General features: G+C 70.6%; 10 protein-coding genes and 1 pseudogene. 7 read left to right on the forward strand and 4 right to left on the reverse strand.

The window, feature by feature from the left end:
- Positions 1-284: 284 nt before the first annotated feature.
- The 7 genes from ACFYZQ_RS37230 to cas6 are packed head-to-tail and all read left to right on the forward strand — an operon-like array spanning position 285 to position 10,566.
- On the forward strand, positions 285-1,937 hold the full coding sequence (locus ACFYZQ_RS37230; RefSeq protein ID WP_389157962.1) for a hypothetical protein: 1,653 nt from the start codon (positions 285-287) through the stop codon (positions 1,935-1,937).
- Complete coding sequence (locus ACFYZQ_RS37235) at positions 1,934-4,231, forward strand: RAMP superfamily CRISPR-associated protein (protein ID WP_389157965.1); 2,298 nt, start codon at positions 1,934-1,936, stop codon at positions 4,229-4,231. Before ACFYZQ_RS37230 ends, ACFYZQ_RS37235 begins: the two co-directional genes overlap by 4 nt.
- Positions 4,228-5,796 carry an RAMP superfamily CRISPR-associated protein gene (locus tag ACFYZQ_RS37240; RefSeq protein ID WP_389157968.1) on the forward strand — a complete coding sequence of 523 codons (1,569 nt, stop codon included), beginning with the start codon at positions 4,228-4,230 and terminating at the stop codon, positions 5,794-5,796. The genes ACFYZQ_RS37235 and ACFYZQ_RS37240 overlap by 4 nt, the downstream gene beginning before the upstream one ends.
- Positions 5,796-6,371 carry a CRISPR-associated protein Csx19 gene (gene csx19, locus ACFYZQ_RS37245; RefSeq protein WP_389157971.1) on the forward strand — a complete coding sequence of 192 codons (576 nt, stop codon included), beginning with the start codon at positions 5,796-5,798 and terminating at the stop codon, positions 6,369-6,371. Before ACFYZQ_RS37240 ends, csx19 begins: the two co-directional genes overlap by 1 nt.
- Positions 6,364-8,820, forward strand: coding sequence for a TIGR03986 family CRISPR-associated RAMP protein (locus tag ACFYZQ_RS37250; RefSeq protein ID WP_389157973.1), 2,457 nt, complete (start codon positions 6,364-6,366; stop codon positions 8,818-8,820). The genes csx19 and ACFYZQ_RS37250 overlap by 8 nt, the downstream gene beginning before the upstream one ends.
- The gene (locus tag ACFYZQ_RS37255; protein WP_389157976.1) at positions 8,817-9,758 is read left to right on the forward strand and encodes an S-4TM family putative pore-forming effector; all 942 of its coding nucleotides are present in this window, start codon (positions 8,817-8,819) and stop codon (positions 9,756-9,758) included. The genes ACFYZQ_RS37250 and ACFYZQ_RS37255 overlap by 4 nt, the downstream gene beginning before the upstream one ends.
- 4 nt (positions 9,759-9,762) lie before the next feature.
- Positions 9,763-10,566, forward strand: a complete 804-nt coding sequence (gene cas6, locus ACFYZQ_RS37260) for a CRISPR system precrRNA processing endoribonuclease RAMP protein Cas6 (RefSeq protein WP_389157979.1) — start codon at positions 9,763-9,765, stop codon at positions 10,564-10,566.
- A 1,058-nt stretch (positions 10,567-11,624) separates the two neighbouring features.
- Here cas6 and ACFYZQ_RS37265 read toward each other — a convergent pair.
- The 4 genes and pseudogenes from ACFYZQ_RS37265 to ACFYZQ_RS37280 all read right to left on the reverse strand — a co-directional run bounded on the left by ACFYZQ_RS37265 (position 11,625) and on the right by ACFYZQ_RS37280 (position 15,459).
- A complete protein-coding gene (locus ACFYZQ_RS37265; protein WP_389157982.1) occupies positions 11,625-12,410 on the reverse strand; it encodes a hypothetical protein in 786 nt (261 codons plus the stop codon).
- Between the two features lie 94 nt (positions 12,411-12,504).
- Positions 12,505-12,648: pseudogene (locus ACFYZQ_RS37270) on the reverse strand (NUDIX hydrolase); the annotation flags it as partial.
- Between the two features lie 40 nt (positions 12,649-12,688).
- The gene (locus tag ACFYZQ_RS37275) at positions 12,689-13,888 is read right to left on the reverse strand and encodes a protein-L-isoaspartate O-methyltransferase (protein WP_389157985.1); all 1,200 of its coding nucleotides are present in this window, start codon (positions 13,886-13,888) and stop codon (positions 12,689-12,691) included.
- Positions 13,889-13,977: 89 nt separating this feature from the next.
- Positions 13,978-15,459, reverse strand: a complete 1,482-nt coding sequence (locus tag ACFYZQ_RS37280) for an NUDIX domain-containing protein (protein ID WP_389157987.1) — start codon at positions 15,457-15,459, stop codon at positions 13,978-13,980.
- Positions 15,460-15,527: the final 68 nt, after the last annotated feature.

Raw genomic sequence — 15,527 nt, forward strand, 5'->3', positions numbered from 1 at the left:
GGTGCCCGTTGCGCAGGATGGGATGCCAGCGGTTCGAGAGGAGTATGACGTGGATCACTTGGCGGCCTCGTAGGGGTGCTGAGCTGCGGCAACGCCTCGCGCGGGAATACAGGAATCGGCGTATCTCGCGGGTAAGAGCGGTGACGGTCCGTTCGGCGCGGTCGCTGCTGCGGCACGCGCTGCGTGCTCCGAGAGCTTCGGGTCGGCTTGCAACCGTACTCGGGCGTGGGGTAGTTGTGTGATCTGACGATGCGTCGTGTGTGAGTGGTGGGGGAGTCGTCCACATGGCCGAGGCTGCGTCCGTGCACTTGGTAGTGCTGGAGGCGTGGAACATCACGCGCTTCCTCTCCGTGACCAATAAGCGCCGGGAGATCGCGGGTGCCTCCGAGCTGATCACGTACCTCGACCGTCGCTGGGTGGGGGAGGCTCTCGGGCGTCTTCACCCCGGTTTCACCCCGGAGTGGCGGATCGAGGCGCACCCGGTCGAGTTGCTGGAGACCGGCGCCGGCACCGCCAAGGTCCTGGTGCGGGGCGCGGAGCAGGCTCGCGCTCTGGTGACCGATGTGACGTTGGCGGCGCTTCGGCAGGCCCCGGGGCTGGAGGTGACCGGCGTGGTCGGGGAGCCTTTCGACTGGGTCACGCCTGGTGCGCTGCACGAGGCGTTGCGTGAGGCCCAGCGTGCGCTGGAGCCGGTCCGTACCTCCCTGCCTGGTCCGGATGCCCGGTTCCTGCGGCTGCCGATGGTCGACGAGTGCGCTTCCACCGGTCTGCCCGCCGCGTCCCTCAGCCGTCTGCATCCTGGTGAGCGGGAGCCGCGTTCGGCGGAGAGCCTCGCCAAGTGGCGGGCGTACGGCAAGGAGGATGAGGGCGACGGGCTGGGTCGGCTTGCGGCGTTGGCGGGTACCGAGCCGCGGGCGCTCAAGCGTGTCGTACAGCATCTGGCGGAGAAGGCGGAGTGGGTCGGGGTCGTCTACACCGACGGCAACGGCCTGGGCGATGTGTTCGGCCGTTTGGACGCCTGCGTCACAGATCCCGGCAACCGCTGCTACGCCGACACCCTCCGTTCGTTCTCGGCAGCCGTGCAGGATGCTGCGCGGGCGGCGTTCGCGGAGGCGGTGGACGGCCTGCGGGAGCAGGGCGCGGGCCTGGGGCAGGGGGCCGAGGGGCCGGTCCCGGTGCTGCCGTTGATCTTGGGCGGTGACGATCTGGTGGCGGTCTGCGAGGGCTCGTGGGCGCTGCCGTTCACCACCGCGTACCTACGCGCGTTCGAACGGCACACGGCCGGTTCCCCGCAGATCGCCGGCGCGCTGGCACGCAGGGGAAAGGGCCCGGGGCTGTCGGCCTGTGCGGGGGTGGCGATCGTCAAGGCGCACTTCCCGTTCGCCGTCGCTCACACCCTCGCCTACGACCTGATGGCCAAGGAGGCCAAGCAGGTCAAGGACCAGGTGCCCGGGGTGCCGTGCTCGGCGCTCTCCTTCCATGTGCTGTACGACAGTTCCGGCGCCGATCTGGCCCGTATCCGTCTGCTGCAGACTGTCGCCGGTCCCGAAAAGGTGCGTCTAACCGCCCAACCGTACGTGGTCAGCGACCTCGGTGCGGAGCCGGCGTGGGTGGAGGGCCGCCGTTGGGGCGATCTGCTGCGTCGGGTGGGTGCGGTGGCGGCCCGGGGTGAGGAGGGGGAGCGACGGCTTCCGGTGTCTCAGCTCCATGAGCTGCGGGAGGCGCTGTTCCAGGGGCGTGAGGTGGCGGACGGTCGCCTGGGCAACCTGCGTGCCCGCTACAGCCACCAGGGACTCGAGGATCTTCTAGGGGGCCGGGACAGTCTGTTCTGGCGCCCTTCCGAGGAAGATCCTTGGACCACAGGGTTGTTGGATGCGATGGATGCCGAGCGTTTCCTATCCGCCGGAGCGTTCGACGTGCACGGAGTGAGCCGATGACCGGGCTGACGGTCACCGTGACCATGCTCGGCGACTGGCACATCGGCTCCGGGGCAGGCCGCCACGGCCTGGTCGACCGCAGTGTGCAGCGCGACGCCGACGATCTGCCGTACATCCCCGCCAAGACCCTCGCCGGTGTCTGGCGCGACGGCTGCGAGGCCGCCGCCCACGCGCTGGACAACGAGATGCCGGGGCCGTGGCACGCGTGGGTGGAGTATCTCTTCGGCAGCCAGCCTGCTCTGGAGGCGCGAGGGGTGCTTCCCTCGGCCGGTGAGGGTGCTCCGCGGCCGGCGGCCCTCCAGGTCGACAGCCTGCACTATCCGCCCGCCGCCGTCGCCGCCCTTCGTGGGCCGGAGCGTCACGGGCTGCGCGCGGCGGCGGTGTTCCTCAAGCCCGGTGTGGCCGTCGACCCGCGCACCGGGCGCGTGGAGGAGGGGATGCTGCGCTTCGAGGAGGTGGCGCGTGGCGGTGTACGCCTCGTGGGCCGGGCCGAGCTCACCGGCTTCGAGGACCTGGACGCACACCGGCGTGGCTGCGCCGCCGCCCTGCTGGCGGCCGGCGCCCGGCTGGTGGAGAGCCTGGGCGGCAAGCGGCGGCGCGGCGCGGGCCGCTGCCGGATCGACTTCACCGGAGTGGACGTCGGCCTCGGCCTGCTCGGCGACCCCAGCCCACCGCTCCCACCCCGCCCTGCCGAATCGGCCACCCCGGCCGTCCTCGGGGCCCGAGAGGCTGTCACCGCGTGGGAGGTGGCCGAACTGCGGCTCGTCCTGCGCCGCCCGCTGATCGCCCACGCCCGTACGGTGGGCAACAGCGTGCGCAGTTCCGGCTGGATTCCCGGCGGGATTCTGCTGCCCGAGGTGCTGCGCCGGCTCGGCGGCCCGCACCCCGCCCGGGCGGCCCGCGACGGAAGCCTGGTTGTCACGGACGCCACTGTGGAGGTGGCCGGGCAGCGCGGTCTGCCGGTGCCCTTGGTCCTCACCCATACCAAAGCCGACCGTACCTGTGCCACCAACCGTCTCCTCGACGCGGAAGCCTCGGGCGGCCTCCCGTACGAGGAGGACTGGGCCGCCCCGTACACGCCCGGGGCCGCACTGACGGTTGCCGACTGCCCTCGCAGCGAGCACACCCACAACACCGTCCTCGACGAGCACCAGCGCCCCACCGAAGAGGTCGGCGGCCTGTACACGTACGAGGCGATCGCCGCCGGCACCGTGCTGCGTGCCGAAGTCCGTGCGCCGCGCGGTCTGCTGCCGCAGGACTGGGAACGCCGCCTGGAGGGGGAGTGGCGGCTTGGACGCGCCCGCAAGGACGGATATGGACTCACGGACGTGACCGCCCATCGCGTCACCATGTCCCCGGCAACCGTGCCCCGGCCCGTGCCGCAGGGCAGGCTGCGGGTGTGGCTGCTCTCCCCGGCTCTAGTCACCGACAGCAGGCTGCGCCCCAGCACCGACCCGGCGGACCTCGCCGTCGTGCTCGGACGGGCGCTGGGGGCCGAGCTGCGCCCCGTACCGGAGGAGCGGGCGGCCGAACCGCAGCGGTCCGACCCCTGGCACAGCCGCTGGGGACTGCCGCGTGCCAGCCTGCTCGGGCTGAGGGCCGGAAGCTGCCTGACCTTCACCATCACGGCCGGCACCGTCACTGCCGAGGACGTGCACCGGGTCGAGCTCTCCGGCATCGGGCTGCGCCGTGCGGAGGGCTTCGGCCAGCTCCGTATCGAGGACCCGCTTCTGGACGTGCCGACGGTGGACGTCGAGGCCCCCGCACCCGAGACCGCCCCGGCCGCTCCGGGCGCCGAGCTCACGGCCGAGGACGACACGGTCCTGGCGGTCGTCGAGGAAGGCGCCTGGCGTGCCGCGATCCGCCGCCACTGCGAGGCTCTCGCCGCCGAACCGAAGGGGCGTACGGACGTCCTGGGCGCGGGCCACGGCTCCGTGCCCGCCACCCAGCTCGGCGCGCTGCTCACCCTCGTAGCCGACCTCGACGGGCCCGGCGGTGTACGGGTGGGGCACTGGCTCGCACGGCTGAAGCAGACGCGCGGAGTGGACCGCAAGAAGCCCTGGCCGCCCGCCGTGACCGAAGCGGTCGAACAGCTCCTGACCACCCACGGCCGCGTCTGGGACCTTCTCGCTCTTCCCGAGGGAGAACTGACCGCCCGCAGAGACCAGGCGGCGCTCGGGGAACGTACGGCCGCCCTGCGCGAGCGGATGTGGGGCGAGGCCGTCCGCACCCTGGTGGAGGACTGCCTCACCGCCCACCGCCGTGCCACCGAGGACAAGGAGGGGCCCGCGTGACCCGGCCGACGACCCATCGGCTGCGGGTACGCGGCTGGCTCCAGGCCCTCGCCCCGCTCCACGTGGGCGGCGCCGGAGGCGACCCCAACGGCGCTCTCACGGTCGCCATCGACGGACAGGGCCGCCCCTACGTTCCCGGTACGAGCCTCGCCGGCGCCCTGCGGACCCTCCTCCACCCAGCGTCCGGGCCCGACGGCGGACCCCGCGGCGAGCGGGCCAACAGCCTGTGGGGCTATGCCGAACCCGGCACCCAGGAAGGCACGGTCAGCCGCTTCGTCGTCCACGACAGCCTCCTCGCCACCACCACCGACCTCACCGACGACGCACAGACCGCCGCACCACTGCCGACCGCCCGCCTGGAGCGGCGCCACTCCGTGGGCATCGACCGCCACACCGGCACCGCCGCCCCCGGCATCCTCCACAGCCGCACCGTCGTTCCCCAGGGGACCTTCCTGCGCCTGGAGCTGGACCTCGGCTCCACCACAGCACAGCTGGCCGACGACCGGGCGGTCGTACGACACCTCCTGGCGCTCCTGCGTGAGGGACGGCTGCGGATCGGCGCCGCCAGGACCCGTGGCCTGGGACAGCTGGCCCTGGTCGAGGACCACACCGACGTCCATGAACAGGACCTCTCCACCCCGAACGGTCTCCTCCAGGCCCTGACCGCCCCGGGAGGCGGCACCCCCTGGCCCCGCACCGACTGGGCGAAGGAGAAGGCACCGGCCGACGGGCTGCTGCGCGTCCACGTCGACTGGAGCCCGTCCGCCCCCGTCATGGTGCGCTCCGGCACCGACGGGTTCACCGTGGACGCCGTCCCCCTGGCCACGGCCACCGCACCCGACCGGGTCGCGCTCGCCCTGCCGGGCTCCGCCCTCAAGGGCGCCTTGCGCTCCCACGCCGAACGGATCGAACGCACCGCCCGCGCCCTGGACGCCCCCACCGCGGAACCCGGAGCCGGCGTCCCCGACCGCGCTGCCGCCTTCCGCCGGCAGCTCGACCAACTCCCCGCGATCCGACTGCTGTTCGGCACGGCACCCGACACCGGACCGGGCGGCATCGGCGCGCTGACCGTCGACGACTGCACCACCGAGCAGACCATCCCCGCCGCCGACTGGCAGCGGGTCTACGACCCACCTGGCGAGGATGGCAGCACCGCGCATCTGACGGCGCTGCTCCCGTACGGCCTGGAACGCGCTGATCACGTGGCCGTCGACCGCTGGACCGGAGGCGCCGCAGACGGGCGCCTCTACAGCGTCCTGGAACCCCACGGCCTGACCTGGCGGCCCCTCACCCTCACCGTCGACCTCGACCGCCTCGCCCTGCGCGACGCCGACCACCAGCACGCAGCCCAGGCCCTGTTCATGTTCCTCCTGCGCGACCTGGAAGCCGGCCGTATCTCCCTCGGCTATGCCACCAACCGGGGCCTCGGCGACATCACCGTCCACCGCATCACCCTCACCCTTCCCACCGACCCCGACCCCGTGGAACTCGCCGACTTCCTCACCGGCCCCCGCGCCAAGGACCTCACCCACACCTGGCGCGCCTACCTCGACGGAACGCTGTGATGACCACGCTCCACGCCCGCGCCGCCCAGGGCGTCACCCTGGCCGAAGCCCTCACCGCCACCGCCTTCCCCACCGCCGTCGCCCTGCTCTCCACCCCGCACGCGCACACCGTCGCCCATGTCACCGAGGGCCGCTGCCGGACCCTCCAGGCCGACCCGTACGACCTGTCCACCGTCTTCGAAGCCCGCGTCTTCGACGGCGAACGGGAACTGCGCTGGCTGTGCGACAGCGGCGACCGCGGACGCGCGGTCCTCCTCACCGAGGACGAGACCCTCCTTCCCGACGCCTTCCCCGAACCCGTCGCCCCCCTGCCCGCCACGGCCGTCCTCGCGGCCCACTACCTGCTGTGGGGCCGCCCCGCGGGCGGCGACGAGGAGTGGACGGTGCTGCACACCCCCCGTATCGGCACCCTCACCGTCCCCCACCCCCGGCCCGACGCCGACCGGCGGCTATGTCTCGTCACCCGCGAATACGTCTCCACCGACCCCCGCCACGGCAACGCCCACGTCAGCGAGGAACGCCTCCTACGCATCGAAACCGTCCCGTCCGACATGCAGGAGGACGACCATGTCTGAGGGACAGCACCGCACCGGAACCCTCACCTGGAACGCCGACACCGGCAAACTGACGGTGACCGTCGAGGAGGAGAAGGGCCGCCGCCGCCCGGTGAAACACCCCTACGACCTGGCCGAGGAACTCCGCGACCGCGAGCCTGGGCAACTCGACGGCATGCGCGTGGAGTTCCGCTGGCACAAGAGCCGGATCCACGACCTGCGCCCGTATGGAGCACCCCAGGCACCACCCCCGCCGAAGAAGGTCGCCCCCCGCCAGTTCATCAATCCCTACACCTTCCTCCCCGCCACCCCCCGGAACACGGTCGACCCCCACCTGGGCGACCGCGCGCCGGCGGGCCACGACCGCCTCCGACCCGGACACTGGACGGGCACCCTGCGGGTACGCCTCACCACCGTCACCCCTCTGCTCCTGCTCGACCCCTCCCGCGCCGAACCGGTCCCGGGGACGAACGACCACTTCAGCCACCCCGTCCTGCTGCGCTCCGGTACCGTCCACCTCCCCGCCACCTCGGTCAAGGGCATGCTCCGTGCGGCCTACGAGGCCGTCACCAACTCCCGTATGGGCGTCTTCACCGGCCACCGCGACCGCCTCGGCTACCGCATGCCGGCCAGTGCGAGCCAGAAGATGGTGCCCGCCCGGATCTCCGACGACGGCACCCAGGTGATCCTGCTGCCGGGCGACACACCGCCCGGCAGCGGGGGCAGTCTTGCCGCGGGCCCGCTCCACGCGGCCTGGCTGCCCCGCTACCTCACGCCGGCGGTCTCCTACCCCGACGGGACAGCACCGTGCCACGGCGACGAGGTCACCGCCCTGGTCGAACGCGTAGAGCATTTCACCAAGGACGGGAGCCACAACTTCGACTTCTGGCAGGTTCGCACGATCGCCCGCGCCGGCACCCCGCTCCCGCAGACCCGGACGTCGGCGTCCGCCGGGCGGGAAACGGCCCGACACAAGCCCACCGGCGAGACGAAGACGATCCGCGGCTGGGTGTGCGTCACCAACCAGAACATCAACAACAAGCACGACGAACGCGTCTTCTTCACCGACCGCGAGGCCCCCCGCCCCCACCCTCTCAAGCCCGAACTCGCCGACCAGTGGCGTCAGGTCGTCGCCGACTACCGGGCCGCCCACCGGCACGCCGACATCAACGAGCGACGCAACAAGCGCGGCGACAAGGCGGAACCGTACGAATACCTTGGCCCGAAGATCGGCGAGACAGCCTGGAGCCCCCACCAATACGACGACGCCTACCTCGGACTGGGACCGAAGGCCCTGTGCTACGCCTGGGTGGAAAACGGCACGAGGATCAAGGGCCTCTACCCCGTACAGATCGCCCGCGACCTCTTCGCCGCCGACCCTGAACAGCTCCTCCACCCCACCCTGCGCCCTGCCCCCGCACGTGACGCCCTTTCCCCGGCCGACCGCGTCTTCGGCTGGGTCGCCCCCGCCGGCCCGGGAGCCCATCGAGGCCAGCTCCGCATCGGCCCGGTCACCCCCGAAGGCGGTGTGACCCCTGAGGACTTCGGCGATCCCGGTCTTCCCCTTCCGATCCTCGGCCAGCCCAAACCCCAGCAGGGACGCTTCTACCTCGGCACCCACACGGACGCCCCCGCCGCGCTGCAGGACCGCCTGGAACGCGCCCGTTGGTACATCCCCGGGCAGACACTGCGCGGACGCAAGGCGTACTGGCATCACCGCGGCCTCCCGGACACCTACTGGGACAACCCCCTCACGGACGCCACACAGACCCCAGACCCGACCGGCCGCTTCCAGGAGTACCGCCGACCCGACAAGGACGGAAAACCCCAGCGCGACAACCAGAACCGCAGCATCCGCGGCTGGATCCCGCCCGGCTCTGCCTTCACCTTCACCATCGGCGTCACCAACCTCACCGACACCGAACTCGGCGCCCTTCTCTGGCTCCTCCGCCTCCCCGAAGGCCACCACCACCGCCTCGGCTACGGCAAACCCCTCGGCTTCGGCAGCGTCCGCCTGGAACTCGCCGGACCCGACGCCACCGACCTGCGCACCGGGGGCCAGTGGAGCGAGACCTACCGCGACCTCGACCCCGCCGCCGACACCACCCCCACCGGCCAAGGCGAGGCCCTGGAACGCGCCTTCCGCGCCTTTGAGGACGCCGTCACGCAGGCCGGCACCGGCGAACATCTCACGGCGTTCCGCAAGGTCGCCCAGGGAAATGAGGAGGTCGCCGTGCACTACCCGCGGGTGTATGACGGTGACGCTATGGGTGTGCCCCCGGACCCCGAGGGGAAGTCCTACGCCTGGTTCGTCTCCAACGAACAAGTGGAAGACAGAGAGATCAAACCAGGCAGAGGACGCAGCCTCCCCCTGTGGAACGCCCCCCTGCTTCCCCTCCACCCCGAGAAGAAGAACAACCGGGGCCGCTCCCCGAAGCGGCCCCCGTACGGAAGGGGCACACGCCGATGACGGCCACCGCCGAACCGTCCCCCGCCCCCTCACCCATTCCCCAGCGGCAGGACGAGGAAGACCTCGTCGAACTGCGCGCGGCAGCCCGCCTCACCCACAACCAAGCCGACGCCACCCGCCTGAACCGCACCATCGGGACAATCGGACTCGCCGTCCTGGCCCCCGCGTTCACCCTCCTCCTCCCCGGCGCGGCGTTGTACCTCGCCGTCGCCGCCGCTCTCTGGCTCATCGTCGCGCGCACCTACCTCAAGCGTCGCGAGAAGTCCCTGCGCGCGAAGGCGACCGCCTACCAGGAGCTTTACGACACCCAGCTCTTCGACCTCCCCTGGGACACGGTCCTGGCCGGAGACCGGCAAGCGGTCCAACGGGAGATCGACGCCGCCGCACCCCGGCCCCGCGTCGACCGCGACTACAAGTGGTACGAGAACGTCCCCGCCGTCCCCTGGCCGGTCGACGCCCTCTCCTGCCAGGCCCAGAATCTCCTCTGGGGACGCAGGAACCACCAGGGCTACGCGCGCTTCCTCACCGGGCTGCTCATCGCCCTGATCGCCCTGGCTGTCCTGCAGGGCTACCTAATGGACCTCTCGCTCACCGCCTTCGCCCTCCAACTCTTCGCCCCCCTGGTCCCCGCCTTCCTGGACCTGGCCGAACTGCCACAGGCACACCGCGCCGCACGGAAGAACAAGAACGAGCTGGAACACACCATCCAGGCACTCATCCGGAGCCACGTGACCGGCCATCCGGCCACCCGGGACGACTGCCGAAACGTCCAAGACAAGATCTTCGAACTCCGAAACAACGACCCGACCGTCCCCACGTGGTTCCACACGATCCGTCGCAGCGCGACCTCCCACCAGAACACGCAGGCGATGGAGGACCTGAAGACCACCGTCAACGCCCTTCCCCGCCCCCGTTCCCCGCAGGACCAGGACACGTAACCCGATGCCCACGCTCTGGCACCTCACCCTCCGCGCCGCACGCCCCGCCCGGCGCGAGGTCACCCCCGCCCAACTCCACGGCCTGGCCTGCACCCTGCTGGAGGAACCGAGACACGACCACAGTGCGGCAAACAAGCCCTGGTCGGTCTCCCCGCTCTTCGCGGCCCCCGAACCACAGACCGCCGTTCTACGTATCGGCTGGCTCGACGACACACGCCACCTCGGCGAAACTCTCACCGAAGGACGCGAACTCCGCCTCGGCTCCCAGCACTTCACCATCGCCGAAGCTGCGGCCGAACACGCCCCCTACGAGGCCCTCCTCGCCACCGGCCCCGCCACCCACGCCGAACTCCACGCCGTTACCCCCACTTACTTCTCCCGCAACGGCACCCAGTACCCCCTCCCCGACCCCCACCTCATTTACGGCAGCCTCGCCCGCCGCTGGAATGCCTACGCCCCACCCCATCTGAACATCCCCGACACCGCCCTACGCGAGATGCGCAACCATCTCGCCCTCAGCGCCCACGACATCGCCACCCAGCCCGTCCAACTCACCACGATCGCCCCCCGGATCGGCTACACAGGCCACAGCACCTTCACCCTCACCGGCACCCCACCACCCGCCACCACCGCCACCTTCACCGCCCTCAGCCTCTACGCCCACACCGCCGGCATCGGCGCCCAGACCACCCACGGCTGCGGCCACACCCAGGTGACCGTAACCGCCCTCACCCGCCAACCACCCCGGACCCCGATTCCCGCGCAACCTGTTTCACCAGGCCAACGACAACGCGAGACGGTCGAATGACCCACGCCACACCTCGTCTGAACCGCTGGCGCCCGATCCCGCGCAACGGGCATCATCACCGCAGGTCAGGAACGCTGTAGCGAGAGAAGGGTTCCGACGGAAAGCCCGACACAAGGGCATGGAAACATTCCAGACAACTGGAATAGGACTACAACCACCACGTTCCGACGGAAAGCCCGACACAAGGGCATGGAAACCCTCCCACCGCGAGATCCAGCAGATGAAGAACGGCCCTCGTTCCGATGGAAAGCCCGACACGAGGGCATGGAAAACGCAACAGCCAGGCAACGTCGCATCTAGCGAGGTTGTTCCGACAGAAGGCCCGACGCGAGGGCATGGAAATGAAGGAACTGCAACGTACTCCCACTCCAGACCACGATGCGTTCCGAGAGAAAGCCCGACGTAAGGGCATGGAAACCGGACACCCCACTTCATGCCCTTGACGCCGTAGTGTTCCACTGAAAAGCCCGACGCGAGGGCATGGAAACGTAGGCGGGGTCGGGCACGTTGTTCCAGCGCTCGTTCCGACGGAAAGCCCGACGCGAGGGCATGGAAACGGTGACACACGGTGCACTTCGGATTGTCGCTGTTCCGGCGGAAAGCCCGGCACGAGGGCATGGAAACTCAGTTGTTGGTATTCCTGTTCCCTGAAGACCAATACCTCCGTTCCGACGGAAAGCCCGACGCGAGGGCATGGAAACATCAGCAGCCAGGGCAGGTGCGAGCCCATCCACCGTTCCGATGGAAAGCCCGACGCGAGGGCATGGAAACGACACGAGGAGCGGTGGTCGGTTTGCGCGCGCTACGGTCGTCACGACTGCTTCTGAGCTGCGCGAACTCCGAACGCATACCTGTGGCGCCCTGAAAGAGGCCCGGCCGCCACCGGCGAGTGGACGGAAGACGCCACGGCCCTGCGCTCCGTCTCCGCCATGCCGGAGCCGATGCCCTCACCTACCACTGGCAAGGCACCGCCGACGGGCTCGCCGCGGTACGGCGCCTCGTCGGCCTGCCAGCCGCTACATCCCCCGATACCGGCTGGCTGTTGGCTCGCCAGGGGTTCAACCCGCTCTTGACCAGCCGGGAATGCGGACAGCCCGAAGCAGCCCAGTAGCGTCGTGAGCGCCGCGCGGCAGGCAATCCCACCGGGTGTGGATCTGCCGCCAGCGGAGCACGTCTGAGCCGATCTCGCGTGCCATGCTGTTCAAGCACTCGTCCGTGAAGATGACGGCTGTCCACACGAAGTTGGCGTCCCGGAGGTCGTTGTACTCCTCGTCCACTCGGGCGAAAAGAACAAAGATGTGCAGATCATTCAGGGGAGCCGTCTCGCCACGGACGTCCTTGAACCTCGTGGCCTCCAGGGAACTCTCGTCTGGTGCGTGAGGAGCGAAGCGAGCCCTGACTCGTAGCCTGGCCAGCCCGGAGTACCGGTCCGCCAGTGGTCCCTCGGCAACTGCTAACGGAGCTGTGCTGGCGTTGGCGTTCCACGCCCACCGCTCGCCGCGGCGCTGGCGTGCGAACGCAGAAAGGGCTGGCACTCGCTGAGCGATGGAGGCCCAGGGCACGGCCAAGTCGATGCCCAGCGAGCTCGTGGTGCCGTTCCATCCGCCTACGGCCGGACCGAACTTCCCGGACTCGTCGAACCCCGTACGCACCGCTCTAGCTCGGCCGTAGGCCGAAGCCACCGACTCGCGCGGCCAGAGGGCTGCGGCGGTGAGCGACTGTGCCAGGCCGCTGATCGGGTCGCCCCTGTCTGTCGCCAGTCCTGCCTTCAGGAGCCGGTCCCGGGCGGACCACATCCCGAGTAGGACGTCGCCCAACATGAGCACATCGTCAGAGGTGTCCATTGCGGAACGCTGGCCTCCTGCTGCCAGAAGTAGGAACCGGGTACGCTCGCGGTGCGAAACTCGACAAGTCAAAACTCGACATGTGATTTGCCTAGTGAACGCTCGGCAGGTGCCACAGGCCGGCGGCGTACACCTGGCCGGCCCGCCGCGACAACAGAACCTCCGGACCTGCCGCGCTCTCCCGCCGCAAGATCAGATGGACGTCCACCGGTTCGGTGTGCCGCTGCCCGCCGCTCACCGCGCATCACCAGGACGCCGGGAGGGATCGTCGGGATAGGTCACGCGGATGCTCCCTCGTCGAGCGCACGGCGGGTGGGAAGGCGCCAGGACAGACGGCCGCACGCGGATGCGGCCCGCTGGCCACCGTCCGGCTCGAAGAGGAGGCGGTAGCGGCTGGGGCTGCCGGCCGCCTGCCACCGGACGGCCAGGTCCTGGAGTTCCTTCCAGATGTCGCGCGGACCGTGGGTGGTGACGTTCCAACGAGAGCGCCTCACCGGCTCCACCCGTAGCCAGGATCCGCAGGCGGGCGCGCCGATGGACAGGTGCTCGGCGCCGAAGTCGCGCACCAGCCCCCCGAGCAGGTGGTCTGCGGCCAGCCACAGGCCCCGGTCGGTGTCCGCGGGCGGCGCCAGCATGCTCCGCTGTGTCCAGGTGCCCGGCTCGGTGGCGATGCGTTGCCGGAAGTCCTCGCTGAGCCAGATCCGGTCCATGCCGTGCCCGGCTCGGTGGGCGAACTCCACCGCCCGCAGCTCTCCGGTGATCTGCCCGCCGTCGTTGCGCTCCACGATGGCGAGGGCGGGCCACGACGGTGACGCGCTGGTGACGTGCGCCAGCAGTTTGCCGCCGGGGGCGAGCTGCTTGACGAGCGCCGCCGGCACACGCCCCACCGTGTACGACACGAAAACGCGGTCGAACTTCCGCCCCGGTAGACCCTGTTCGCCGGCCCCGCACACCACCTCCGGTCGGAAGTCCAGGTCGGCCAGCCGGACCCTGGCCGCGTCGGTGAGGTGTCGGTCCCGGTCGAGGGTGACCACCTCCTGGTCGCCGCAGACCTGGCAGGCCACCGCGGCGGTCACCCCCGCGCCCGTCCCGACATCCAACACCCGCTGACCCGGGTGCAGATCCAGCTCCTCCAGCAGCGAGGCGGTCAGACTCATCACCGTCGACATCGACGTGATCGACGCCCCCGACCGCGTCCCGCGCACCCGGCCCATCAGGGGCTCACCGTCGTGCTGGACGAGCACACTGGCCCCGCCGTACAGCAGCCCGAGCAGCTCGGGACGGTCCTGCGGCGCCGACCAGTCCAGCAGGTCCCACCGCGGCGGCTCCTCACCCGGGGTGCTGCGCCGCACGTACGCCTGTGGCATCAGTACCTCGCGGGGCAGCGTGAGCAGAGCGTCGCGCACCGGCCCGGGCCGTAGCTCGTTCTTATTCTCAAGCTCGGCGACCATCGCTGCCCGCGCGTCGACCGGATTCACCTCGGCAGCCGAAGGTGGGTTGCTGTCGGCCAGCCATCCTGCTCGCCCTGGTGTCCGGCCGGCCGTGGCTGGGCTCGCGTCCAGGGCCATCATCGCCTGTCCCACCCCATCTGCGAGTACAAGCGCCCGGCGAGCACTCCGTCGATCGCCTGGCGGGTGTAGGGCACGACGGCGGCCGGGAGATCCTTGGGATTCCACCACCGCCACTCCACGCACCGGTCGGGCTCCAGGACGGCCGGGGTGCCGGACCAGGTGCGGGCCCGGAAGACGAGGCCGATACGGGGGCGGGCGGACGGCGAGTCCACGAGGTGGACGAGGTGCACGAGCTCGACGTCGCCTGGCACGATGATCAGCCCCGCTTCCTCCTGAGCCTCCCGAATCAGGCAGCTGATCGCTTCTTCCCGCTCGCAGTGCCCGGCCAGGAAGTGCCACGTATTGCCCGCGTATGACGAGTCGGGGTGGCGCAGACCGAGGAGGATCCGGCCGTGGTTGTCCTCCAGGTAGAGGTGGACACCCACGATGTGGAGCTCGGTCCCCTGCGGCGCTTCGTCACGCAGCAGCCGGGCCGTGGCCGGCGGACTGCTGGCGGGATGCTCTGCCGCGTGCCGGCGGACCAGGTCACCGAGACCCGGGCTCAGGTGCAACTGCTCCAGCGTGTCCGGGGTGAACCACCGCAGCAACACGCCTTCTTGCAGATCCACCGTCTCCGGATCACCGCTCCAGCGGCCCACGAAGACCTGGATCGGCACCGCGAGGCCGTCGACGCTCGTCGCCTCCTCCAGGGCATACGCCGTGAGGCCATTCACCTCCAGGCCCGGGACCTCTTCGGCGAGCTCCCGCCGCAAGGTCGCCTCCAGGCTGATGTCCTCCGCCGTACGGCCGCCGCCGAGGAGAGCGAACGTGCCCGGGGCCCAGATGCCTTCACGCTGGTCCCGCAGGTGAAGCAGGTATCTGCCGTGGCCGTCGTGGATCAGCGCGGAGGCGTTGACGGGCTCTGGCCGCCCGTCGAGGCCCTTGGCCTGGGCGTCCAGGAGCTTGGCACGCAAGGTCGGGGACCTGACGTCGGCGAACTCGAGCCACCGGGCGCCGGCGACCTCATCATCCTGCGAGGTGAGCTGGGGGTGCTGCTCGGGGACGAGGTAGAAGACGAAGCGGAAGTCGAAGTGCTGGTGGGAGCCTTCGCCCTTGGCGGGGTTGGCGTCGATGTCGTGGACATCGATGTCGATCGGAGCGCCGAGGAACTGCGGGGTCAGGCACAGGTCGCCCGGCTGGATGCCGGTCTCCTCGCACACTTCCCGCAGCGCCGCGGCCAGAAGCGTCCGGTCGTCCTCGACATGGCCGCCCGGAGTGAGGAGCAGCCCCGTGGCCTTGTGGCCGATGTGCAGGACGCGTTGTTCCCGGTCGATGATCGCCGCGCTGCAGGTGACGTGACCGGGGAGCGTGGCACGGCTGGCCGGGGCGTCGGCTCCGTCCAGGAGGGACAACAGCCCGGCCAGGGACTCCCGCTCGTGTGGATGCCGGGCCAGGTACGCCTCGGTGGTCGCGCGGATGTGGGAACGGGTGAGTGGCACGTCATCACCTCGGGACGGCATGGGAGGGCGGGGTCGTTCGCGGCAGTGGGTGTGGCTGCTTTGGCGGG

Origin of the sequence: Streptomyces sp. NPDC001843 (assembly GCF_042891955.1) — a bacterium.
GTDB lineage: Bacteria > Actinomycetota > Actinomycetes > Streptomycetales > Streptomycetaceae > Streptomyces.

Coding starts and splice junctions, on each gene's coding strand:
- ACFYZQ_RS37230 (WP_389157962.1), top strand. CDS start 285: ATGGCCGAGGCTGCGTCCGTGCACTTGGTAGTGCTGGAGGCGTGGAAC.
- ACFYZQ_RS37235 (WP_389157965.1), top strand. CDS start 1,934: ATGACCGGGCTGACGGTCACCGTGACCATGCTCGGCGACTGGCACATC.
- csx19 (WP_389157971.1), top strand. CDS start 5,796: ATGACCACGCTCCACGCCCGCGCCGCCCAGGGCGTCACCCTGGCCGAA.
- ACFYZQ_RS37250 (WP_389157973.1), top strand. CDS start 6,364: ATGTCTGAGGGACAGCACCGCACCGGAACCCTCACCTGGAACGCCGAC.
- ACFYZQ_RS37255 (WP_389157976.1), top strand. CDS start 8,817: ATGACGGCCACCGCCGAACCGTCCCCCGCCCCCTCACCCATTCCCCAG.
- cas6 (WP_389157979.1), top strand. CDS start 9,763: ATGCCCACGCTCTGGCACCTCACCCTCCGCGCCGCACGCCCCGCCCGG.
- ACFYZQ_RS37265 (WP_389157982.1), bottom strand. CDS start 12,410: ATGGACACCTCTGACGATGTGCTCATGTTGGGCGACGTCCTACTCGGG.